Consider the following 20,380-nt stretch of genomic DNA (forward strand, 5'->3'; position numbering starts at 1 on the left):
GGGCAAACGTGCGGCGTGAGCCCGCATTGTGCATCAAACGCGCGCCGGCCGGCCGGCGCCGCGTCAGGCCGCGATGCGGCGCGGCGTCACTGCGCGGGCGGCAGCAGCTTCCATTGCGTCAGGATGCCGGCGATCTGCCGCGCGTACTTGTCGCGCAGCGACGGCGTTTCGGAATGGTAGGCGCCGACGGCCTGCCACGTGTTGCCGTAGCGGTTCATCTTCTGTTTCAGATGCCACGCGGCGACGTATACGTTCTTGCACGGTTCCATCAGCGTGCCGCGGTCGATCCCGTAGCGCGACAGCGTCGACAGGTGGACGGAATTGATCTGCATCAGGCCGTAGTCGATCGAGCCGTTCGTGTTCTTGTTCAGCGCGCCGGGCCGGTTGCGCGATTCCTGCCACGCGATCGCGCGCAGGATCAGCGGATTGACCTGCTGGTATCTGGCTGCCTCGTCGAAACAATCCGCGCGAGCGTTTGCGCTGGCGAACCACACGCCGGCGGCGATCAACGCAATCGAAGCGAACCGTCTGTTCATGGTGCGAAAACGAAAAGGAATTGCGCGAGGGGTCGGGAAAACCCGTGCCTGTTATTCGTGCGGCGAGAAACGCGTCGCACGTATCATACCGACAGTCCGTCAGGTTGCGACATGCGGAAATACGACAGCCGGGTTATACCGCATTTCCGTGTCGGTTCATCGCGAAACGGGGGCGATGGCCGGCGTGCCGGTATGGTACCGAATCTTACATATCACATACGACTCGCCCGATACATGTCGTATGTGAGACAGTCTTCGGGTCAATGTGATATTTCGGACATGAAAAGCTGCTAATGTCGCCTTTTTCGGACTTGGATCCCAGCACTACCGCCGGAAGCGGCCTGAGCCGGCATCGACCCATTCATCCATGACAAGAAATCGCTTCGTTATGCGGCGCATTGCCACGACCCTCGTCGTCGCCGGCATCATCGTCTCGCAGGCCGCCTACGCTCAGGTCACGCTCAACTTCGTGAATGCGGATATCGACCAGGTCGCGAAGGCGATCGGCGCCGCAACCGGCAAGACCATCATCGTCGACCCCCGTGTGAAGGGGCAGCTCAATCTCGTTGCCGAACGTCCGGTGCCGGAAGACCAGGCGCTGAAGACGCTGCAGTCGGCGCTGCGCATGCAGGGCTTCGCGCTCGTGCAGGATCACGGCGTGCTGAAGGTCGTGCCCGAGGCCGACGCGAAGCTGCAGGGCGTGCCGACCTACGTCGGCAACGCGCCGCAGGCGCGCGGCGACCAGGTGATCACGCAGGTGTTCGAGCTGCACAACGAATCGGCGAACAACCTGCTGCCCGTGCTGCGGCCGCTGATCTCGCCGAACAACACGGTGACGGCCTACCCGGCGAACAACACGATCGTCGTCACCGACTACGCGGACAACGTGCGGCGCATCGCGCAGATCATCGCCGGCGTCGACAGCGCCGCGGGCGCGCAGGTGCAGGTCGTTCCGCTGCGCAACGCGAACGCGATCGACCTCGCCGCACAGTTGCAGAAAATGCTCGATCCGGGCGCGATCGGCAACAGCGATGCAACACTGAAGGTGTCGGTCACGGCCGACCCGCGCACCAACTCGCTGATGCTGCGTGCGTCGAGCGCATCGCGCCTCGCGGCCGCGAAGCGCCTCGTGCAGCAGCTCGATGCGCCGAGCGCGGTGCCGGGCAACATGCACGTCGTGCCGCTGCGCAACGCCGATGCGGTGAAGCTCGCGAAGACGCTGCGCGGCATGCTCGGCAAGGGCGGCAACGAAAGCGGCTCGTCGGCGTCGTCCAACGACGCGAACAGCTTCAACCAGAGCGGCGGCTCGTCGTCGAGCGGCAATTTTTCGACCGGCACGTCCGGCACCCCGCCGCTGCCGTCGGGCGGCCTCGGCGGCTCGTCGTCCTCGTCGTCGGGGTACGGCGGCTCGTCGGGCAGCGGCGGCGGTCTCGGCACCGCCGGCCTGCTCGGCGGCGACAAGGACAAGGGCGACGACAACCAGCCGGGCGGGATGATCCAGGCCGATGCGGCGACCAACTCGCTGATCATCACCGCGTCCGATCCGGTCTACCGGAACCTGCGCTCGGTGATCGACCAGCTCGACGCGCGGCGCGCGCAGGTCTATATCGAAGCGCTGATCGTCGAGCTGAATTCGACGACTCAAGGCAACCTCGGCATCCAGTGGCAGGTGGCGAGCGGCCAGTTTCTCGGCGGCACGAACCTGGCGCCCACGGCCGGCACGTTGGGCAACAGCATCATCAACCTGACGGCCGGCGGCACGACCAACAGTGCCGGCGGGATCACCGGCGGCGGGCTGGCCTCCAATCTCGGGACGCTGACCCAGGGCCTCAACATCGGCTGGCTGCACAACATGTTCGGCGTGCAGGGCCTCGGCGCGCTGCTGCAGTATTTCGCGGGCGTGAGCGACGCGAACGTGCTGTCGACGCCGAACCTGATCACGCTCGACAACGAGGAAGCGAAGATCGTCGTCGGCCAGAACGTGCCGATCGCGACCGGCTCGTATTCGAACCTGACGAGCGGCACGACGAGCAATGCGTTCAATACCTACGACCGGCGCGACGTCGGCCTGACGCTGCACGTGAAGCCGCAGATCACCGACGGCGGGATCCTGAAGCTGCAGCTCTATACCGAGGATTCGGCGGTCGTCGCCGGCACCACGAGCGCGCAGACCGGCCCGACCTTCACGAAGCGCTCGATCCAGTCGACGATCCTCGCGGACAACGGCGAGATCATCGTGCTCGGCGGTTTGATGCAGGACAACTACCAGGTGTCGAACAGCAAGGTACCGCTGCTCGGCGACATCCCGTGGATCGGCCAGTTGTTCCGTTCGGAATCGAAGCAGCGCCAGAAAACCAACCTGATGGTGTTCCTGCGCCCCGTGATCATCTCCGACCGCAGTACCGCACAGGAAGTCACGGCCAACCGCTACGACTACATCCAGGGCGTGACGGGCGCATACAAGTCGGATAACAACGTGATCCGCGACAAGGACGATCCGGTCGTCCCGCCGATGCCGCTCGGCCCGAGCCAGGGCGGCACGCCGGCCGGGAACCTGTTCGATCTCGACAAGATGCGCCGCCAGCAGTTGCAGCGCCAGGTGGCGCCGGTCCCGGCCCAACCGTTGCCGGAGCAGACGCCCGCGCAGCCGCAGAGCGTGCCGCAGCAGGCGGTGCCGCAACAGCCGCTGACCGCCCCGGGAGCCTCGCAGTGAGCGACGTGCCCGCATCTTCCGCCCACGACGGCGCGCCGGGCGAACGGCAGCCGCCGTCGCCGCTCGCCGCGCGCCTGTTGCCGTACGGCTTCGCGAAGAGCGGCCAGGTGCTGATCGCGCACCAGCTCGACGACACGCTCGAGGTGTGGATCAGTGAACGCACGAGCGACGCCGCGCTCGCGGAGATCGCGCGCAATTTCGGCTCGATTTCCGTGCATCGCGTGCCGGCCGACGAGCTCGCGCAGGCGATCAACCAGGCATACGCGCGCCAGGACGGCAGCGCCGCGCAGGTGGTCGGCGAGGTCGAAGGCGAAGTCGACCTGTCGCGGCTGATGCAGGACATCCCCGAGGTCGAGGATCTGCTCGAATCGGAAGACGACGCGCCGATCATCCGGATGATCAACGCGCTGCTCACGCAGGCGGCACGCGAACAGGCGTCGGACATCCACATCGAGCCGTTCGAGAATTCGTCGGTCGTGCGTTTTCGCGTCGACGGCACGCTGCGCGACGTCGTGCGCCCGAAGAAGGCGCTGCACGGCGCACTGATCTCGCGGATCAAGATCATGGCGCAGCTCGACATCGCGGAGAAACGGCTGCCGCAGGACGGCCGCATCACGCTGCGCGTCGGCGGCCGGCCGGTCGACGTGCGCGTGTCGACGCTGCCGACCGGGCACGGCGAGCGAGCGGTGCTGCGTCTGCTGGAAAAGGATGCGAAGCGCCTGAACCTCGAAGCGCTCGGGATGGGCCGCGACACGCTCGTCCGGTTCGACAAGCTGATCGCGCGACCGCACGGCATCGTACTCGTCACGGGCCCGACGGGCTCGGGCAAGACGACGACGCTGTATGCGTCGATGTCGCGGCTCGAAACCGCGACGACCAACATCATGACCGTCGAGGACCCGATCGAATACGATCTCGGCGGCATCGGCCAGACGCAGGTGAACGAGCGGATCGGGATGACCTTTGCCCGTGCGCTGCGCTCGATCCTGCGCCAGGATCCGGACGTGATCATGATCGGCGAAATCCGCGACCTCGAAACCGCGCAGATCGCGGTGCAGGCATCGCTGACGGGCCACCTCGTGCTCGCGACGCTGCACACGAACGATGCGGCATCGGCCGTCACGCGTCTGACCGACATGGGCGTCGAGCCGTACCTGCTTGCATCGTCGCTGCTCGGCGTGCTCGCGCAGCGCCTGGTGCGGCAGCTCTGCCCCGTGTGCAAGGAAGAGCGGCACGAGGATGGCCGCACGCTGTGGCATCCGGTCGGCTGCGACAAATGCGGGCATTCGGGCTACGCGGGCCGGCGCGGCGTATACGAGCTGCTGCTGGTCGACGAGTCGATCCGCTCGCTGATCCATCGCAACGCGGCCGATGCCGAGATTCTGGCCACCGGCCGCGCGGAAGGGATGCGCACGCTGCGCGACGACGCCGAACGCTGGCTCGCGGCCGGCGCGACGTCGCTCGAGGAAGTGCTGCGCGTGACGGGAGGCGCATAGCGCGATGCCGGCATTCCGTTTCGAAGCGATCGATGCGGCGGGACACGCGCAGAAAGGCGTCATCGATGCCGACAGCGCGCGTGCCGCGCGCGGCCAGTTGCGCACGCAGGGGCTCACGCCGCTCGTCGTCGAGCCGGCCGCCAGCGCGACGCGCGGCGCGCGTACGCAGAGGCTCGCGTTCGGCCGCAAGCTGTCGCAGCGCGAACAGGCGATCCTCACGCGCCAGCTCGCGAGCCTGCTGATCGCGGGGCTGCCGCTCGACGAGGCGCTCGGCGTGCTGACCGAGCAGGCCGAACGCGACTACATCCGCGAACTGATGGCCGCGATCCGCGCCGAGGTGCTCGGCGGCCATTCGCTCGCGAATGCGCTGGGCCAGCATCCGCGCGATTTTCCGGAAATCTACCGCGCGCTCGTCGCGGCGGGCGAGCACACGGGCAAGCTCGGCATCGTGCTGTCGCGCCTGGCCGACTACATCGAGCAGAGCAACGCGCTGAAGCAGAAGATCCTGCTGGCCTTCACGTATCCGGGGATCGTCACGCTGATTGCGTTCGGCATCGTTACGTTCCTGCTGAGCTATGTGGTGCCGCAGGTCGTCAACGTGTTTGCGAGCACGAAACAGCAGTTGCCGATCCTCACGGTCGTGATGATGGCGCTGTCGGAATTCGTGCGGCACTGGTGGTGGGCGATCCTGATCGCGGTCGCGCTGATCGTGTGGTTCGTGAAGGCGACGCTGTCGCGCGACGGGCCGCGGCTCGCGTTCGACCGCTGGGTGCTGACCGCGCCGCTCGCGGGCAAGCTCGTGCGCGGCTACAACACGGTGCGCTTCGCGAGCACGCTCGGCATCCTCACCGCGGCCGGCGTACCGATCCTGCGCGCGCTGCAGGCGGCAGGCGAGACGCTGTCGAACCGCGCGATGCGCGCGAACATCGACGACGCGATCGTGCGCGTGCGCGAAGGCTCCGCGCTGTCGCGCGCGCTGAACAACGTGAAGACGTTTCCGCCGGTGCTCGTGCACCTGATCCGTTCCGGCGAAGCGACGGGCGACGTGACGACGATGCTGGATCGCGCGGCCGAAGGCGAAGCGCGTGAACTCGAACGCCGCACGATGTTCCTGACGAGCCTGCTCGAGCCGCTGCTGATCCTGGCGATGGGCGGCATCGTGCTCGTGATCGTGCTGGCCGTGATGCTGCCGATCATCGAGCTGAACAACATGGTGCAGTGACGGCCTGACTGGTTGGCGAGGCCGTCGCCGCTCCGTTCAGCGCATGTAGATCGCGGGGGACGGCGTGTTCGCCGGGAGCTGGATTTCGGCGCGGGCGCCGTTGCGGTCGACGACGATCGAGCGGGGGCGGACTTCGGCGAGCTTCGCGCCGGGCGCGACCTCGGCACCGAGCGACACGGCACGCGGCGGTTCGCCGCCGACGCCGATGATCGCGGCGGCGCCGCGCTGGAGCGCGAGGATGCCGAACAGGTGGATGTCCTGCACGGGATTCTTGTCGAGCTGACCGCCGAAGAGCGCCGCGGCGTCCTCGGTGCGGATCGGCGGCCGCGCGGCGGCGGCGGGCAGCGGCGCTTCGCGGGCCGACAGCGTGACGACCCAGTAGGTGGCCGTCGCGCACAAACCCGCGAAGAGGGCTAGGGAAAGGATCCGGATCGAGAGCGCGTTCATGCGCGCTATTGTACGGATGTATATGAAATTTGCGTTGGGTGAAAGCCCTCGGCGATGCGCGCCTTACAATGCGTGCTCCGCGCCCGCGGGTCCGGAAGGTTGCTGTCAGGTAATCGTCCCGGTGCGCCGGGTGCGTCACTCAATCGACGACATTTTTTGGAAAGAGGTAGTCAGTCATGCAAACGTGGATCACTCGCCGCAACGCGGCCGTGCGTCGTCAGCGCGGTTTCACGCTGATCGAGATCATGGTGGTGGTCGCGATCCTCGGGATCCTGGCGGCGCTGATCGTGCCGAAGATCATGAGCCGTCCGGACGAGGCACGCCGCATCGCCGCGAAGCAGGACATCGGCACGATCATGCAGGCGCTCAAGCTGTACCGTCTCGACAACGGCCGTTATCCGACCCAGGAACAGGGCCTGAACGCGCTGATCCAGAAGCCGTCCACCGATCCGATTCCGAACAACTGGAAGGACGGCGGCTATCTCGAGCGCCTGCCGAACGATCCGTGGGGTAACGGGTACAAGTACCTGAATCCGGGCGTGCATGGCGAGATCGACGTGTTCAGCTACGGTGCCGACGGCAAGGAAGGCGGCGAGAGCAACGACTCCGACATCGGTTCGTGGCAATAAGCCGGCGCTGATCGTCCCGACGCTTCGTTCCCGCTCTTCATGCTCGCCATTCGCACGACTTCCCGCTGCGGCCGCGATTGCCGTGTGCATCGCGGCGCGGCACCGTCCGTATCGGCGCGAGCCGATGGCGGGCCGATGAAGCACGGCGTGCGGCGCGCGCGCGCGCAGGCTCGCGGTTTCACGCTGCTCGAAATGCTGGTCGTGCTCGTGATCGCGGGGCTGCTCGTGTCGCTCGCGTCGCTGTCGCTGACGCGCAATCCGCGCACCGACCTGCGCGAGGAAGCGCAGCGCATCGCGCTGCTGTTCGAGACCGCCGGCGATGAAGCACAGGTGCGCGCGCGCCCGATCGCATGGCAACCGACCGCGCACGGCTTCCGTTTCGACGTGAGCTCGCCCGACGGCTGGCGCACGCTGCGCGACGACCTGCTGCGCCCGCGCGACTGGGACGGTGGCGTCACGGGCGCCGACATCGACTACCCGGGTTCCGACACGCGCGCGAATCGCGTCGTGTTCGGCACCGAGAGCGTCGACACGCCGGTGCGCGTGACGCTGCATTCGGCCGTCGGCAGCGCGACGATCGTCGGCACCGGCAACGGCCGCTACGAGGTGCAATGACGATGCGTCGTCGCCTGCCCTTCCCCGTTTCTTCGTCGCGCCCCCATCTCCCGACGGGGCTTCCTTCGTCCCGCGGCTTCACGATGATCGAAGTGCTGGTCGCGCTCGCGATCATCGCGGTCGCGCTCGCCGCGTCGATCCGCGCGGTCGGCACGATGGCGACCAATGCATCCGACCTCCATCGCCGGCTGCTGGCCGGCTGGAGCGCCGACAACGCGCTCGCGCAGTTGCGGCTCACGCACGCGTGGCCGCAGATCGGCGACCAGAGTTTCGACTGTTCGCAAGGCAACGTGCAGCTCGTCTGCACGCAGAGCGTGAGCGCCACGCCGAACCCCGTGTTCCGGCGCGTCCGGGTTTCGGTGACCATGCCCGGGCACGCCGGCGTGCTCGCGCAGATGGTGACGGTGGTCGCGAATGAAACCAGCCGTCCGCTCTGACGTGCCGATGCGACGCCCGCACGCGCGCCCCGCCCGGGGCTTCACGCTGATCGAACTGATGATCGCGATCGCGATCCTCGCGGTGGTCGCCATCCTCGCGTGGCGCGGGCTCGACCAGGTCATGCGCGGCCGCGACAAGGTTGCGGCCGCGATGGAAGACGAGCGCGTGTTCGCGCAGATGTTCGACCAGATGCGCATCGACGCGCGGCTTGCCGCGACCGACGACGAGGCCGGCCAGCCGGCGATCGGCGTCGCCGGCAATACGCTGCAGATCGTTCGCGAATTCGACGTGCCGGGCGCCGCGCCGCGGCTGCAGGTAGTCCGCTACCGGATCGCCGGCGGGCGCGTCGTGCGCTACGCGTCGCCGCCACTCGACGATGCGAACCGGCTGCAAGGCGTGCTGAAGGACAGCAGCGTCGAAGGCTGGACCTGGGTCGCGCTGATGGGCGGCGTCGGCGCGATCAACGCGAAGCTGTACGTGCCGCGCGTGGGCTGGACCACCAACCTGCAGACGGCCGACGACGCGCTCGCGCAGAACAACGATGCGCTCAAGGTGCCGCAGATCGGCAACGCGCCGCCGCCGCGCGCGGTGACCGGGCTGCAGGTCAGCATCGGCGCGACGTCGCTGCGCGTGCCGGTCACGCGCGTGTTCCTCGTCGGGGAATGACGATGCGCGCGCGCTCCCACCGTCCGCTCACCACCCACCGCGCCGCCGCGCGCGCGCATGCACGCGGCCGCCAGCGCGGCGCCGCGATCATCACCGCGCTGCTCGTCGTCGCGCTGTCGGCGATCCTCGTCTCGGGGATGCTGTGGCGCCAGCAGGTGCAGATCCGCCGCATCGAGAACCAGCGCGTGATCGCGCAGGCGCAGTGGGTCGCGCGCGGCGCGCTCGACTGGACGCGGATGATCCTGCGCTCCGAAGGCGATACGGCGCCCGGCATCACGTATCTCGGCGGGATCTGGGGCGTGCCGATCGCGAAGACGAAGCTGTCGGATTTCCTCGGCCGGATCGGCGCGCCCAACGACAACGGCGGCGAAGACACCTATATCTCCGGCTCGATCGAGGACGCGCAGGCGAAGCTCAACCTGCGCAACCTCGTGTCGTCGCCGGCGCCCGGCGTGCTGCAGTTGAACGTCACGCAGCTGCAGGCGTTCCAGCGCCTGCTGACGACGCTGGGCTACGACGGTGCGTTCGCGAAACGCATCGCGCTGCAGGTGCGCGCGGGTCTCATGCATTCGGCGACGCGCTTCCAGATGCCGACGCTGCCGGGGGGCGGCGGCACGGCGCCGGCCACCGCGCCGGTGACCACCGACCAGCAGGGCGGCGGCGGCTTCACCGACGATCCCGGCATGTCCGGCGGCGACCGCGGGCCCGCGCCGCTGATGATGACGAGCGTCGACAGCCTGCTCGACGTCGATGGCGTGACGCCCGAGATGGTCGCGCGGCTGCGCCCGTTCGTCACCGTGCTGCCGACCACGACGCCCGTGAACATGAACACCGCGCCGGCCGAGGTGATCGCGGCGCTCATGCCGGGGATGAGCGTGTCGTCCGCGCAGGCGCTGGTGTCGCGCCGCGAGACCGTGTTTTTCCGCAACGTCGGCGACGTGCAGCTCGCGCTGCGCGGCGCCGGCGCGCCGAACGTGACGCTCGACTCGAGCCTCGTCGACGTCAATTCGAGCTATTTCATCGTGCATGGCCGGATCCAGCACGAACGTGCGGAGGTCGACCGCACGTCGCTCGTGTATCGTGATCCGACCACGCACTCGACGCGGGTCGTGCGTATCCGCGACCAGCTATAACGACGCCATTCGGGAGAGGAGCTCTTGTGAGCACGTTGATTGTTTCTTTGCCGCCGCGCGAGCCTGCCGTGCCGTTGCAGGAATGGCAGTGGCCCGAGCTGCCGTTCACGCTCGTCGACAAGGCCGGCCAGGTGCAGCGCGCGGGCCGTGCCGCGCTCTCGCTGCTGCCGCGCGCGAATGCGACGGTGCTGATCGTCGCCGCGCGCGACGTGCTGCTGCTGGCCGCGAAGGTGCCGCCGCTCAAGGGGCCGAAGCTGCGCCAGGCGCTGCCCAACATCGTCGAGGATCAGCTGATCCAGGATCCGCTCGGCTGCCACATCGCGCTCGATCCGGCCGCGCTGCCCGACGGGCGCCGCGTGCTGGCCGTCGTCGATCGCGCGTGGTTCCGCGCGATCTGCGACGCGTTCGCGGCGGCCGGTCACCGGCACCTGAGCGCGGTGCCCGCGACCCGCTGCCTGCCGGCGCCGCGCACGTCGGCCGAAACGGCATCGGCCGCGCCGGTCGACGGTGAAGCGGCCCTCGCGGCAGATGCCGCGCTTGTCGCGGACGCGGTCGAGCCGCCCGCCCGCCCGGCGACGGTCGCCGCGGTGCTCGGGCTCGCGACGGCGGTCGAACCGGCGCTCGTCGAAGCCGGCGCGCTGCCGGCCGTGGCCGGTGCGCCGCGCCTCGAACTCGCAGTTGCGCGCGGCGCGCTCGGCGAAGGCTTCGCGGCGCCCGCGTCGCGCGCGGCCGGTACGCTGGCCGCGCTCGCGGGCGGCGGCGACGTCGAACTGTACGAACTCGGCGAGCCGGGCGCGGAGCCGCGGCTCGCGTCGGTCGGCCGCACCGACGGCCCGCTGCTGCCGGGCGCCGCGCCGCTGTCGTTCGACACGTTCGCGCGGCGTGCGCTAACCGAGCGTTTCGATCTGTGCCAGTTCGAATTCGAGTCGCAGCCGTGGCGCTTCGACCGCGCGACGGTGAAGCGCCTGCGCGTGCCGATCGCGCTCGTCGCGGCGACGCTCGGCGTCGCGGTGGTCGGGATGAACCTGCACTGGTGGAAGCTGTCGCGCGAGCGCGATGCGCTGTCCGCGCAGATCACCGAAACGCTGCTGTCCGCATTCCCGAAGACGACGACGGTGCTCGATCCACCCGCGCAGATGCAGCGCCAGCTCGATCAGTTGCGCCTGGCGGCCGGCGAGCTGTCGCCGAACGATTTCCTCGCGCTGGCGAGCGGGTTGACGCGCTCGATGGGCGCGCTGCCGCTGAACGGCATCGCGTCGCTCGACTATCACGACCGGCGACTCGACGTCGGCTTCAAGCCGGAGGTCAAGGTCGATCCCGATTTCACGCAGCGCCTCGCGCGCAACGGACTGTCCGGCGAAGTCGACAGCAATACGGGCAAATGGACGATCCGGAGCCGCTCATGAAGACGGAACAACTGAACCAGACGCTGACCCAGTTCTGGGGCGAGCGCTCGCAGCGCGAGAAGATGCTGCTCGGCTGGGGCGGCGCCGTGCTGGCGGTCGCGATCGCGTATTCGGTGCTGTGGTCGCCCGCGCAGGAAGGCCGCGCACGGATCCAGCGCGAGCTGCCGACGATGCGCCGCGAACTCGCGCAGATGACTGCGCAGGCGAACGAGGCGAAGTCGCTGACGGCCGCCGCGCAGGGCGTCGCGCCGACCGGCCTGGCGCTGAAGGACGCGCTGACCGCATCGCTGTCCGATCACGGGCTGCAGGGTGCGCAGGTGCAGATCGTCGGCAACGGCGTGCAGATCCAGATGAAAAACGTGTCGTTTCCGGCGTGGACGCAGTGGCTCGACGACGCGCGCCGGCAGTTCAAGGTGCAGGTCGGCGAGGCGCACGCGACCGCGCTGAAGGACGACGGGCAGGTCGACCTGACGGCGGTGATGCAACCGTCGACGCAGAAATGACGCAGTGGATGACGCAAGTGGCGGTCGGCCGATGAGGCCATGGACGAAGCGGCTCGCTACCGCATTGCCGTGGGTACTGGCGGGCGGACTGGCGACGGCGGTGACGCTCGTCGCGCTCGCGCCGGCCGCGTGGATCGCGCCGCAGTTCGCGCGCGCGACCGGCGGACACGTGAATCTCGTCGATCCGGACGGGTCGCTGTGGCACGGCTCGGGCACGCTGATGCTCGCGCCGGGCACCGACCAGAGCGCGGCGACGCTGCTGCCGGGCCGGGTCGAGTGGACCACGGGCTTCTGGCCGCTGCTGACCGGGCGCGTGCAGATGCGCATGCGGCAGACCGAGGCGATGCCCGATGCCGTCACGCTCGATGCGACGTGGCGCGGCGCGGTGCTGTCGGCGGGCACGATGGCCGTGCCCGCGTCGCTGCTCGCGGGGCTCGGCACGCCGTTCAACACGCTCGACCTGCAGGGCGACGTGCGGGTCGGCTGGAGCGATTGGCGCCTGTTCGGCAACAACGCGTTCGGCCAGTTGACGGTGACGATCGACTCGATGAGTTCGCGCGTGTCGCGCGTGAAGCCGCTCGGTTCGTACCGCGCGGTGCTGCAGGCGAAGGGGGCGGGCGCCGATCTCGACCTGTCGACGACGCAGGGCCCGCTGTTCCTCGACGGACACGGCAGCTTCGGCCCAGGCCAGGGATCGTTCCGCGGCACCGCGCATGCGGCGCCCGAGCAGCAGGCGAACCTCGCGGGGCTGCTGAATCTGCTTGGTCACCCGATCGGGAACAACGAGGTATCGCTGATCTTCGGCGACGCGATGCGCTGACGCGCGTCGCCCTCTTTTCTCCTTACTTCTGCGCGAGCGGCGCGGCGGCCGACGATGCGGTTGCCGCGGCCGCAGCGGACGCCGGCACGGGCGCCGGCGCAGCGATGTCGCCCGTTTCGCGCGTCATGTCCGATGCATCCCAGCCGCCGCCGAGCGCTTTCACGAGCCCGACCGACGACACCATCCGCTGCCCGGCGATCGTCGCGAGCTTCTGCTGCGCGGTGAACGCGGTGGTCTGCGCGGTCAGCACGTTCAGGTAGGCGACCGTGCCGGCCTTGTACTGGTTCGTGACGATCGCGAGCGAGTGTTCCGCGCTGTCGACGGCCTGTCGCTGCACGTCGATTTCCTGCGCGAGGATGCGCTGCGACGCGAGGGTGTCCTCGACATCCTGGAATGCGGTGAGCACCGCGAGACGATACGCGGCGACGTCCTGGTCGTAGGTCGCGCGCGCGGCGTCGGTCTGCGCGGCGCGCAGACCCGCGTCGAACAGCGTGGCCGCGAGTTGCGGGCCGACCGTCCAGAAACGCGCCGGCAGCGTGAACAGCTGCGACCACACCGAACTCTGGAAGCCACCGGTGGCCGACAGCGTGAGCGTCGGGAAGAATGCGGAAATCGCGACGCCGATCTGCTCGTTCGCGGAAGCCGCGCGGCGCTCGGCGGCCGCGATGTCGGGCCGGCGCTCGAGCAGCGCGGACGGCACGTCGACCGGCGTGATCGGCGGCTCGGCCGCGAGCGGGTTCGCCGGCAGCGAGAAGGTCGACGCCGGTTCACCGATCAGCGTCGCGATCGCATGCTCGTACTGCGCGCGCGCGACGCCGTTGTCGATCGACGCCGCCTGCGCACTCTGCAGTTGCGTCTGCGCCTGGATCACGTCGGCGCGCGCGGCGACGCCCTGCGCATACTGGTTCTGCGTGAGTTTCAACGACTGTTCGTACGACTTCACGGTGTCGTCGAGCAGCTTCTGCAGCGCATCGGACGTGCGCAGCTGGAAATAGGTTTGCGCGAGCAGCGCCTGCTGCGACAGCCGCGCGTTCGCGAGATCGGCCGCGGCGGCCGCTTCGCCGGCGCGCTGCGCGCTGACGGTTCGGCTCACCTTGCCCCACAGGTCGGGCTCCCAGCTCGCGTCGAGGCCGACGCTGTAGCTGTTGCTGATCGATCCGGACGAGCCGCTGCCGAAACTCGACGAAGAGCTCGACGTGCGCGGCGTGCGGGCGCGCGAGCCCGACGCGGTCAGCCCGACGGTCGGGAAATACGCGGCGCGCGCCTCGGTGACGAGCGCGCGCGCCTGCCGGTATGCGGCCGCCGATTGCGCGATGGTCTGGTTCGACGCATTGAGCTTGCCGATCAGCGCATCGAGCTGCGGATCGTTGTAGACCGTCCACCACGGGCCGCGGTCGGCGCGATCGGCGGGTTGCGCGACCTTCCAGCCGGCCGGCGCTTCCTTGAATGCGGCGGGAATCGACGCGTCGGGCCGGTGATAGTCGGGCCCGACGGCGCAGCCGGCAAGCAGCACGGCCGTCGCAACGGCGACGGCGGCGCTCAGCGGGCGAAGGGCGCGCGGGAGGGGGGCGTACGGCATCGTGGGTTTCCTGTCTGGGCGCGACGGCCGGCGAGCGGCGTCGCGCGATGCGGTCGTTGTGCCGCTGGCGGACAAATGGTAACTGACGGCGGGGAAGCCGCGCAGCCCTAAGGGTACGGTGCGCGGCGGCCGGAATGTGTTACCGGCGCGAGCGGCCGGGTTACCGGCCATTACGGATCGCTTGCGGCGAGACAGGCGCGCGACGGCGGCCGCAGCGGGCGCGACCGGCGATCAGTCAGGACAGTCTGGAAAGCGGGAGCGGCGCGACGTCAGTGGCAGCGCACGGGCACCGGGACGGGCTCGGCGGCGGGCCGCCATGACGACGGCTCCGTCGCGGCCGGCTGGCTCGTGCGGCGTGCGCCGCCCTTCGCGTTGCGCTGCCGGCGATGATCGAACCATGCGAACCCGAGCGCCGCGAGCGAGCCGCCCGGCACGACCAGCATCGTCACGTACAGCGCGATCTTCCAGCCGCGGTGCGGCCCGGAAAACACATGATGAGCGGTATCGGTCAGGTTGCGGCGCAATGCGCCGGCGGCATTTTTCAGGAACAGCATCGCGAACATCCTCGGGTGCCCGGCAGCGCGGGCGAATCGGTCAGAACATCGTCTCCGGCAGTGCAACATGCACGTCGTAACTGGTTGCCTCAAATAATATTGACTAAGCAATCATTTTTCAAGATACTGGGCGCGTTTTAACCTGAAACGCACTGTTGCTGCGTGCGCAATCGCATGACCGGCAGCCTCTACGATCCCGAGAACATCGCGCTGGAAACGAGCCTCGGCTATTACCTGTCGAAGGCGAAGCAGGCGCTCGTCGAGCGGATGGACCGCGCGCTCGAGCCGCTCGACCTCACCGCGCAGCAGATCGGCGTGATCCTGCTGCTGTCGCGCGGCTATGCGCGCACGCCGTTCGAGCTGTCCCGCAAGATGTCGTACGACAGCGGTTCGATGACGCGCATGCTCGACCGGCTCGAACGCAAGGGGCTGGTCGCACGCTCGCGCAGCGAGCAGGACCGCCGGATGATCGAGCTGACGCTGACCGAACGCGGCGTCGATGCGGCCCGCGCGCTGCCGTCGCTGATCGCGACCGCGCTCAACGCGCAGCTCGACGGTTTCTCGGCCGACGAACTCGCGACGCTCACCGGCCTGTTGCAGCGCTTCATCGCCAACGGGCCCGGCACGACCGGTTGCCCGAAGCCCGACGAACCGGACTGCTGATGCGCACGGAGGCCCCATGTCTAGGTTAAGCATTCGTTTATTTCTCTGTCTGGGCAGAAGATGACAAGGCACGCGCTGCGTTTCTTTCCTGATCCGTTCTACCCGGCCGGGCCGCGCTGCGTCGCGCACCCGTGCGTTGTGCCGGCGCGTCGCGCGCGCCGCGTCTAGGAGATTCCGATGTCCGCCACCACGGCATCCGCCGCCTCCCCCGCCGCCGAACCCGCGCCGCTGACCGGCGGCGCGCTCGCGCTGCTCACCGTCGGGCTCGCGCTCGGCACCTTCATGGAAGTGCTCGATACGTCGATCGCGAACGTCGCGGTGCCGACCATCTCGGGCAGCCTCGGCGTCGCGACGAGCGAAGGCACGTGGGTGATCTCGTCGTACTCGGTCGCGTCCGCGATCGCGGTGCCGCTGACCGGCTGGCTCGCGCGGCGGGTCGGCGAGGTGCGGCTGTTCACGCTGTCGGTGCTTGCATTCACGGTCGCGTCGGCGTTGTGCGGCCTTGCGACCAACTTCGAGACGCTGATCGCATTCCGGCTGCTGCAGGGGCTCGTGTCGGGGCCGATGGTGCCGCTGTCGCAGACGATCCTGATGCGCAGCTACCCGCCCGCGAAACGAGGGCTCGCGCTCGGGCTATGGGCGATGACGGTGATCGTAGCTCCTATCTTCGGCCCGCTGCTGGGCGGCTGGATCAGCGACAACTACACGTGGCCGTGGATCTTCTACATCAACCTGCCGATCGGCGTGTTCTCGGCGACCTGCGCGTACTTCCTGCTGCGCGGCCGCGAGACGAAGACGTCGAAGCAGCGGATCGACGCGGTCGGCCTCGCGCTGCTCGTGATCGGCGTGTCGTGCCTGCAGATGATGCTCGACCTCGGCAAGGACCGCGACTGGTTCAACTCGTCGTTCATCGTCGCGCTCGCGCTGATCGCGGTCGTGTCGCTCGCGTTCATGCTCGTGTGGGAGGCGACCGAGAAGGAGCCGGTGGTCGACCTGTCGCTGTTCAAGGACCGCAACTTCGCGCTCGGCGCACTGATCATCTCGTTCGGCTTCATGGCGTTCTTCGGCTCGGTCGTGATCTTCCCGCTGTGGCTGCAGACGGTGATGGGCTACACGGCCGGCAAGGCCGGCCTCGCGACCGCGCCGGTCGGGCTGCTCGCGCTGGTGCTGTCGCCGCTGATCGGCCGCAACATGCACCGGCTCGACCTGCGGATGGTCGCGAGTTTCGCGTTCATCGTGTTCGCGGGCGTGTCGCTGTGGAACGCGACGTTTACGCTCGACGTGCCGTTCAACCACGTGATCCTGCCGCGGCTCGTGCAGGGGATCGGCGTCGCGTGCTTCTTCGTGCCGATGACGACGATCACGCTGTCGAGCATCTCCGACGAGCGGCTCGCGAGCGCGTCGGGGCTGTCGAACTTCCTGCGCACGCTGTCGGGCGCGATCGGCACCGCGGCCAGCTCGACGTTCTGGGAGAACGACGCGATCTACCACCATGCACGGCTGTCGGAATCGGTGAGCGTCTACACGCAGAACACGACCGACTACCAGGGCGCGCTCGCGCAGCTCGGCATCGTCGGGCAGACGGCCAACGCGCAGCTCAACCAGCTCGTCACGCAGCAGGGCTTCATGATGGCGACCAACGACTTCTTCCACCTGTCGGCGGTGATGTTCATCGCGCTCGCGGCGCTCGTGTGGATCACGAAGCCGAGGAAGGGCGCGGGGCCGGCGATGGGGCATTGATGGAGACATGGCGCAGCGGCGTGTGCCCTAGATCTTCCGGCTGATTGCGCAGATCTCACTGCTCAATTAAACTAAGCCCAAGTTGTTGTTAAACTTAGTTTAATTGGGGATGCCATGCAGACCTACAACATGCACGACGCGAAGACGAATCTATCGCGCCTGATCGACGAAGCCGTCCATGCCGGTGAACCGTTCGTGATCGCAAAAGCCGGCAAGCCGCTTGTCAAGGTGGTGCCGATCGATACGCGGGAACCGGCTCCGCCGAGCCGGATCGGTTTCATGAAGGGACAGATTCGCGTCCCGGACGATTTCGACTCGATGGGCGGGGACGACATCCGGAAACTGTTCGAGGGCGACGCGTGAAGCTGTTGCTCGATACCCATTTGATCCTCTGGGCCGCCGCCGACGCGGCGGAACTGCCGGGCCGCGCCCGTGCGCTCATCGAGGATTCCGCCCATACCCTGCTCTTCAGCGTGGCGAGTCTTTGGGAGATCGTCATCAAGCGTGGGCTGGACCGTGACGATTTCCAGGTCGATCCGCATGTACTTCGCCGCAATCTGCTCGACGCCGGCTATGTGGAACTGCCGATCACGAGCGCACACGTCCTCGCCGTCGAGCAGCTACCGCCGGTGCATCGCGACCCGTTCGATCGCCTGCTGATCGCGCAGGCGATTTCCGAGGGCATCACCCTGCTCACGCACGATCACACCGTTGCCCGGTATCCGGGCCCCGTCCAGCACGTCTGATCGTCTCCACGTCCGGCCGTCACTCCCTCGCCCGCAACCCGCCGAACGCGAGATCGTCGACGGGCGCGACGGGCAGCGTCGCCCGTGCCACTTCCAGCCACGCGCGCGCCGCGTGCGACAGATACCCCTTCTTCAGCCAGCCGAGCGCGATCGCCCAAGTGATCTCCGGTTCGACGATCGGCCGGCACGTGAACTGCCCCGCGTCGAGCCGCCGGCAGTACGGCTCCGGCAGCAGCGCGATGCCGACGCCCGCATGCACGAGCGCGGCCATGAAATCCCAATGGCCGCTGCGGCTCACGATCGACGGCGTGAAGCCGGCCTTCCTGCACGCGTCGAGCACCGCGTCGTGCAGCGCGAGGCTTTCCGCATAGAATACGAACGACTCGCGCGCGAGATCCGCGAGCGGTACGGTCGCTTGATCCTCCCAGCGCGACTCGCGCGGCGCGACGAGCCACAGCGGCGCGCGCACCATCGGCAGCCGCTCGAACACGGCCGGATCGACCGGCTCCAGCAGCCCGCCCAGTTCCAGTTCGCCCGACATCAGCGCCGCCTCGATCATCCGCGCGCCCTGTTCGAACAGCTTCAGCTCGATGTTCGGATAGCGCTGCTTGTACGCGGCGATGATCGGCGTGAACAGCGAACCGCCGAGCGGCGGGATGCCGATCGTCAGCTCGCCGCGCCCGAGCGTGCCGAGATCGTTCAGCTCCGACTGCAGCTGCGCCTGCGCGGCGAGCACGTCCTGGCCGCGCTGGAACACGATCCGCCCCGCGTCGGTCAGCACCATCTGCCGGCCGTCGCGCAGCAACAGCGGCGAACCGATCTCGTCCTCGAGCGCCTTCACCATCTTGCTGATGGTCGGCTGGGTCACGAACAGCTTGTCGGCCGCCGCGGTGAAGCTCTGCTGGCGGACCACCTCGACGAAGTACCGCAGCGCGCGCAATTCCATCGAAAACTCCCCACATTGGTGCAACGGTTGCAAACCGAATTCCGAATTGGAATGTAAAGGATAGAGACAAGTCATTTTATTTATGGTTAGGGGAAACCCTATACTCACACCATCAACGGAATATCTGTATGGAGCCTGCCATGACCAAGCCGACCGCTACTGCCGCCGCCCGCCCCGCCGCTTCGGGCAGCATGACGCGCACCGGCCGGATCGCGCTGCAGGCCGCCGCGCTCGGCGCGCTGTGGCTGGCGGTCGACTGGGCCGTGCGGACGGTCGGGCTGCCTATCCCGTCCGGCGTGATCGGCCTCGCGGTGCTCCTCGTGCTGCTGTTCTCGGGCCGCGTCGCGCCCGCGTGGGTGAAGGACGGCGCGAACTGGCTGCTGTCCGACATGCTGCTGTTCTTCGTGCCGGCTGCGGTCGCGGCCGTGCAGTACGGCGGGCTGTTCCGCGAGGACGGCTGGCGCATCGCGCTGGTGATGCTCGCGGGCACCGCGTTCGTGATGGTCGCGGTGGCCGTCGCGGTCGACCTCGCCGCGAAGCTCGAACGCCGGCTCGCCGCGCAGCGCGTGTTCGCGGAACGCCGCCGCGCGCGCCTGAGTGCCGTGTCCGCCCACTGAGCCGGAGCCGCGCATGCCTGCCCTGCTGTCGAACTTGTCCGCCGACAAGGTGAATACCGCGATCTCGTTCGGCTGCTTCGTGCTGACGGTCGTGCTGTATTTCGTGTCGAAGCGGCTCTACGCGTACAGGAAGACGCTGCTGTTCTCGCCGCTCGTGTTCGTGCCGGGCGTGCTGGTGCTGCTCGTCCTGCTGACCGGCATCCCGTATTCGGTCTACTTCCGCGACACGCGCTGGCTGATGTGGCTGCTCGGCCCGGCGACGATCGCGTTCGCGGTGCCGATCTATGAATATCGGGACCTGATTCGCCGGCACTGGCTGTCGCTGTCGGTCGGCGTCGCGGTCGGAATCGGCGCGGGCGTGTGCGGGTCGCTGCTGCTCGCGAAGCTGCTGCACCTGTCGCCCGAACTGCAGCGCTCGCTGATGACGCGCTCGGTGTCGACGCCGTTCGCGCTCGCCGTGTCGGACAAGATCCACGCGCCGAAGGACCTCACGGCCCTGTTCGTGATCGCGACCGGCATCTGCGGGATGCTGCTCGGCGAGATCGTGCTCGCGCTCGTGCCGATGCGCACGCGGCTCGCGCGCGGCGCGCTGTTCGGCGCGGCCGCCCACGGCGTGGGCACCGCGAAGGCGCGCGAGATCGGCAGCGAGGAAGGCGTCGTGTCGAGCCTCACGATGATGATCGCCGGCGTCGCGATGGTGCTGATCGCGCCGCTGCTGACGCTGCTGCCGATCTGACGGCCCGCGCCGGGCGGCCGACGCCCGCCGGTCGTGCCGGGCCGCCCCGGCCGCGCCCTGAATGACGGCCTTCCGCCGCTGCCCCTGCCCTGCATCGGGCCGCCCCGGCCGACAATCGGCTGAGATAGCCGCAAATCCCCCCTCTTTTCCGCCCATCGGGCTCGGCCCGGATGCC

The 20,380-nt window shown here is 68.5% G+C and carries 22 protein-coding genes; 17 read left to right on the forward strand and 5 right to left on the reverse strand.

The genetic code is table 11. The features are described 5' to 3' along the window. Positions 1 to 86 precede the first annotated feature (86 nt). Positions 87 to 536, reverse strand: coding sequence for a lytic transglycosylase domain-containing protein (locus tag DM992_RS03605; protein WP_111015694.1), 450 nt, complete (start codon positions 534 to 536; stop codon positions 87 to 89). 367 nt (positions 537 to 903) lie between these two features. On the opposite strand from DM992_RS03605, the gene gspD reads away from it, so the two are divergent. From gspD to gspF, 3 genes are read left to right on the forward strand one after another with little or no spacing between them, the layout of a single operon-like run. Beyond that, entirely contained in the window at positions 904 to 3,249 is a 2,346-nt protein-coding gene (gene gspD / locus DM992_RS03610) for a type II secretion system secretin GspD (RefSeq protein WP_111015696.1), read from the forward strand. Next, positions 3,246 to 4,745, forward strand: a complete 1,500-nt coding sequence (gene gspE, locus DM992_RS03615) for a type II secretion system ATPase GspE (RefSeq protein ID WP_111015698.1) — start codon at positions 3,246 to 3,248, stop codon at positions 4,743 to 4,745. The genes gspD and gspE overlap by 4 nt, the downstream gene beginning before the upstream one ends. Positions 4,746 to 4,749: 4 nt before the next feature. Beyond that, positions 4,750 to 5,967 (forward strand): type II secretion system inner membrane protein GspF, encoded by a 1,218-nt coding sequence (gspF, locus tag DM992_RS03620; RefSeq protein WP_034183807.1) that lies wholly within the window; start codon positions 4,750 to 4,752, stop codon positions 5,965 to 5,967. Between the two features lie 36 nt (positions 5,968 to 6,003). On the opposite strand, the gene DM992_RS03625 is transcribed toward gspF, so the two are convergent. Further along, the gene (locus DM992_RS03625) at positions 6,004 to 6,414 is read right to left on the reverse strand and encodes a type II secretion system protein N (RefSeq protein ID WP_111015700.1); all 411 of its coding nucleotides are present in this window, start codon (positions 6,412 to 6,414) and stop codon (positions 6,004 to 6,006) included. Positions 6,415 to 6,590: 176 nt separating this feature from the next. Here DM992_RS03625 and gspG point away from each other — a divergent pair, with 176 nt between their 5' ends. Genes gspG through DM992_RS03665 form a run of 8 tightly spaced genes read left to right on the forward strand, consistent with a single transcriptional unit; the run spans position 6,591 to position 12,624 of the window. Then, complete coding sequence (gspG, locus tag DM992_RS03630; RefSeq protein WP_006751354.1) at positions 6,591 to 7,043, forward strand: type II secretion system major pseudopilin GspG; 453 nt, start codon at positions 6,591 to 6,593, stop codon at positions 7,041 to 7,043. A 39-nt stretch (positions 7,044 to 7,082) separates the two neighbouring features. After that, positions 7,083 to 7,658 (forward strand): GspH/FimT family pseudopilin, encoded by a 576-nt coding sequence (locus DM992_RS03635; RefSeq protein WP_111015702.1) that lies wholly within the window; start codon positions 7,083 to 7,085, stop codon positions 7,656 to 7,658. Positions 7,659 to 7,660: 2 nt separating this feature from the next. Next, positions 7,661 to 8,095 (forward strand): type II secretion system minor pseudopilin GspI, encoded by a 435-nt coding sequence (gspI, locus tag DM992_RS03640; protein WP_111017786.1) that lies wholly within the window; start codon positions 7,661 to 7,663, stop codon positions 8,093 to 8,095. A 7-nt stretch (positions 8,096 to 8,102) separates the two neighbouring features. Then, complete coding sequence (locus tag DM992_RS03645) at positions 8,103 to 8,762, forward strand: prepilin-type N-terminal cleavage/methylation domain-containing protein (RefSeq protein ID WP_111017785.1); 660 nt, start codon at positions 8,103 to 8,105, stop codon at positions 8,760 to 8,762. A 2-nt stretch (positions 8,763 to 8,764) separates the two neighbouring features. Beyond that, a complete protein-coding gene (gene gspK, locus DM992_RS03650; RefSeq protein ID WP_111017787.1) occupies positions 8,765 to 9,895 on the forward strand; it encodes a type II secretion system minor pseudopilin GspK in 1,131 nt (376 codons plus the stop codon). 26 nt (positions 9,896 to 9,921) lie between these two features. Next, positions 9,922 to 11,301 carry a type II secretion system protein GspL gene (gene gspL / locus DM992_RS03655; protein WP_111015704.1) on the forward strand — a complete coding sequence of 460 codons (1,380 nt, stop codon included), beginning with the start codon at positions 9,922 to 9,924 and terminating at the stop codon, positions 11,299 to 11,301. Then, positions 11,298 to 11,804 carry a type II secretion system protein M gene (locus DM992_RS03660; RefSeq protein WP_111017788.1) on the forward strand — a complete coding sequence of 169 codons (507 nt, stop codon included), beginning with the start codon at positions 11,298 to 11,300 and terminating at the stop codon, positions 11,802 to 11,804. Before gspL ends, DM992_RS03660 begins: the two co-directional genes overlap by 4 nt. A gap of 31 nt (positions 11,805 to 11,835) precedes the next feature. Then, on the forward strand, positions 11,836 to 12,624 hold the full coding sequence (locus tag DM992_RS03665) for a type II secretion system protein N (RefSeq protein ID WP_111015706.1): 789 nt from the start codon (positions 11,836 to 11,838) through the stop codon (positions 12,622 to 12,624). Positions 12,625 to 12,646: 22 nt separating this feature from the next. On the opposite strand, the gene DM992_RS03670 is transcribed toward DM992_RS03665, so the two are convergent. Then, positions 12,647 to 14,203: an efflux transporter outer membrane subunit gene (locus DM992_RS03670; protein WP_111015708.1), complete on the reverse strand. Its 1,557-nt coding sequence runs from the start codon at positions 14,201 to 14,203 to the stop codon at positions 12,647 to 12,649. A gap of 269 nt (positions 14,204 to 14,472) precedes the next feature. Continuing rightward, on the reverse strand, positions 14,473 to 14,757 hold the full coding sequence (locus DM992_RS03675; RefSeq protein ID WP_111017789.1) for a multidrug ABC transporter ATPase: 285 nt from the start codon (positions 14,755 to 14,757) through the stop codon (positions 14,473 to 14,475). A gap of 174 nt (positions 14,758 to 14,931) precedes the next feature. Between DM992_RS03675 and DM992_RS03680 the strand changes: the two genes are divergently transcribed. From DM992_RS03680 to DM992_RS03695, 4 genes are all read left to right on the forward strand, one after another. Continuing rightward, positions 14,932 to 15,420: a MarR family transcriptional regulator gene (locus DM992_RS03680; protein ID WP_111015709.1), complete on the forward strand. Its 489-nt coding sequence runs from the start codon at positions 14,932 to 14,934 to the stop codon at positions 15,418 to 15,420. A gap of 177 nt (positions 15,421 to 15,597) precedes the next feature. Then, positions 15,598 to 17,160, forward strand: coding sequence for a DHA2 family efflux MFS transporter permease subunit (locus DM992_RS03685; protein ID WP_105390354.1), 1,563 nt, complete (start codon positions 15,598 to 15,600; stop codon positions 17,158 to 17,160). A 114-nt stretch (positions 17,161 to 17,274) separates the two neighbouring features. Continuing rightward, positions 17,275 to 17,523, forward strand: a complete 249-nt coding sequence (locus DM992_RS03690) for a type II toxin-antitoxin system prevent-host-death family antitoxin (RefSeq protein WP_060364783.1) — start codon at positions 17,275 to 17,277, stop codon at positions 17,521 to 17,523. After that, positions 17,520 to 17,906 carry a type II toxin-antitoxin system VapC family toxin gene (locus DM992_RS03695; RefSeq protein ID WP_111015711.1) on the forward strand — a complete coding sequence of 129 codons (387 nt, stop codon included), beginning with the start codon at positions 17,520 to 17,522 and terminating at the stop codon, positions 17,904 to 17,906. The genes DM992_RS03690 and DM992_RS03695 overlap by 4 nt, the downstream gene beginning before the upstream one ends. A 19-nt stretch (positions 17,907 to 17,925) precedes the next feature. Here the strand turns inward: DM992_RS03695 and DM992_RS03700 are convergent, their stop codons facing one another. Next, entirely contained in the window at positions 17,926 to 18,852 is a 927-nt protein-coding gene (locus DM992_RS03700) for a LysR family transcriptional regulator (protein ID WP_034183796.1), read from the reverse strand. Between the two features lie 140 nt (positions 18,853 to 18,992). Between DM992_RS03700 and DM992_RS03705 the strand changes: the two genes are divergently transcribed. Beyond that, complete coding sequence (locus DM992_RS03705) at positions 18,993 to 19,469, forward strand: CidA/LrgA family protein (protein WP_034183795.1); 477 nt, start codon at positions 18,993 to 18,995, stop codon at positions 19,467 to 19,469. A 13-nt stretch (positions 19,470 to 19,482) separates the two neighbouring features. After that, positions 19,483 to 20,205: an LrgB family protein gene (locus DM992_RS03710; RefSeq protein ID WP_034183794.1), complete on the forward strand. Its 723-nt coding sequence runs from the start codon at positions 19,483 to 19,485 to the stop codon at positions 20,203 to 20,205. The last annotated feature ends 175 nt before the right edge of the window (positions 20,206 to 20,380 follow it).

The organism is Burkholderia sp. JP2-270 (assembly GCF_003233675.1).
Classification (GTDB): Bacteria; Pseudomonadota; Gammaproteobacteria; order Burkholderiales; family Burkholderiaceae; genus Burkholderia; species Burkholderia pyrrocinia_C.

Excerpts from the sequence above, each read along its gene's own strand:
- DM992_RS03605 (WP_111015694.1), bottom strand. The coding sequence starts at position 536 with ATGAACAGACGGTTCGCTTCGATTGCGTTGATCGCCGCCGGCGTGTGG.
- gspD (WP_111015696.1), top strand. The coding sequence starts at position 904 with ATGACAAGAAATCGCTTCGTTATGCGGCGCATTGCCACGACCCTCGTC.
- gspF (WP_034183807.1), top strand. The coding sequence starts at position 4,750 with ATGCCGGCATTCCGTTTCGAAGCGATCGATGCGGCGGGACACGCGCAG.
- DM992_RS03625 (WP_111015700.1), bottom strand. The coding sequence starts at position 6,414 with ATGAACGCGCTCTCGATCCGGATCCTTTCCCTAGCCCTCTTCGCGGGT.
- gspG (WP_006751354.1), top strand. The coding sequence starts at position 6,591 with ATGCAAACGTGGATCACTCGCCGCAACGCGGCCGTGCGTCGTCAGCGC.
- DM992_RS03635 (WP_111015702.1), top strand. The coding sequence starts at position 7,083 with ATGCTCGCCATTCGCACGACTTCCCGCTGCGGCCGCGATTGCCGTGTG.
- gspI (WP_111017786.1), top strand. The coding sequence starts at position 7,661 with ATGCGTCGTCGCCTGCCCTTCCCCGTTTCTTCGTCGCGCCCCCATCTC.
- DM992_RS03645 (WP_111017785.1), top strand. The coding sequence starts at position 8,103 with ATGCGACGCCCGCACGCGCGCCCCGCCCGGGGCTTCACGCTGATCGAA.
- gspK (WP_111017787.1), top strand. The coding sequence starts at position 8,765 with ATGCGCGCGCGCTCCCACCGTCCGCTCACCACCCACCGCGCCGCCGCG.
- DM992_RS03660 (WP_111017788.1), top strand. The coding sequence starts at position 11,298 with ATGAAGACGGAACAACTGAACCAGACGCTGACCCAGTTCTGGGGCGAG.
- DM992_RS03665 (WP_111015706.1), top strand. The coding sequence starts at position 11,836 with ATGAGGCCATGGACGAAGCGGCTCGCTACCGCATTGCCGTGGGTACTG.
- DM992_RS03670 (WP_111015708.1), bottom strand. The coding sequence starts at position 14,203 with ATGCCGTACGCCCCCCTCCCGCGCGCCCTTCGCCCGCTGAGCGCCGCC.
- DM992_RS03675 (WP_111017789.1), bottom strand. The coding sequence starts at position 14,757 with ATGCTGTTCCTGAAAAATGCCGCCGGCGCATTGCGCCGCAACCTGACC.
- DM992_RS03680 (WP_111015709.1), top strand. The coding sequence starts at position 14,932 with ATGACCGGCAGCCTCTACGATCCCGAGAACATCGCGCTGGAAACGAGC.
- DM992_RS03685 (WP_105390354.1), top strand. The coding sequence starts at position 15,598 with ATGTCCGCCACCACGGCATCCGCCGCCTCCCCCGCCGCCGAACCCGCG.
- DM992_RS03690 (WP_060364783.1), top strand. The coding sequence starts at position 17,275 with ATGCAGACCTACAACATGCACGACGCGAAGACGAATCTATCGCGCCTG.
- DM992_RS03700 (WP_034183796.1), bottom strand. The coding sequence starts at position 18,852 with ATGGAATTGCGCGCGCTGCGGTACTTCGTCGAGGTGGTCCGCCAGCAG.
- DM992_RS03705 (WP_034183795.1), top strand. The coding sequence starts at position 18,993 with ATGACCAAGCCGACCGCTACTGCCGCCGCCCGCCCCGCCGCTTCGGGC.
- DM992_RS03710 (WP_034183794.1), top strand. The coding sequence starts at position 19,483 with ATGCCTGCCCTGCTGTCGAACTTGTCCGCCGACAAGGTGAATACCGCG.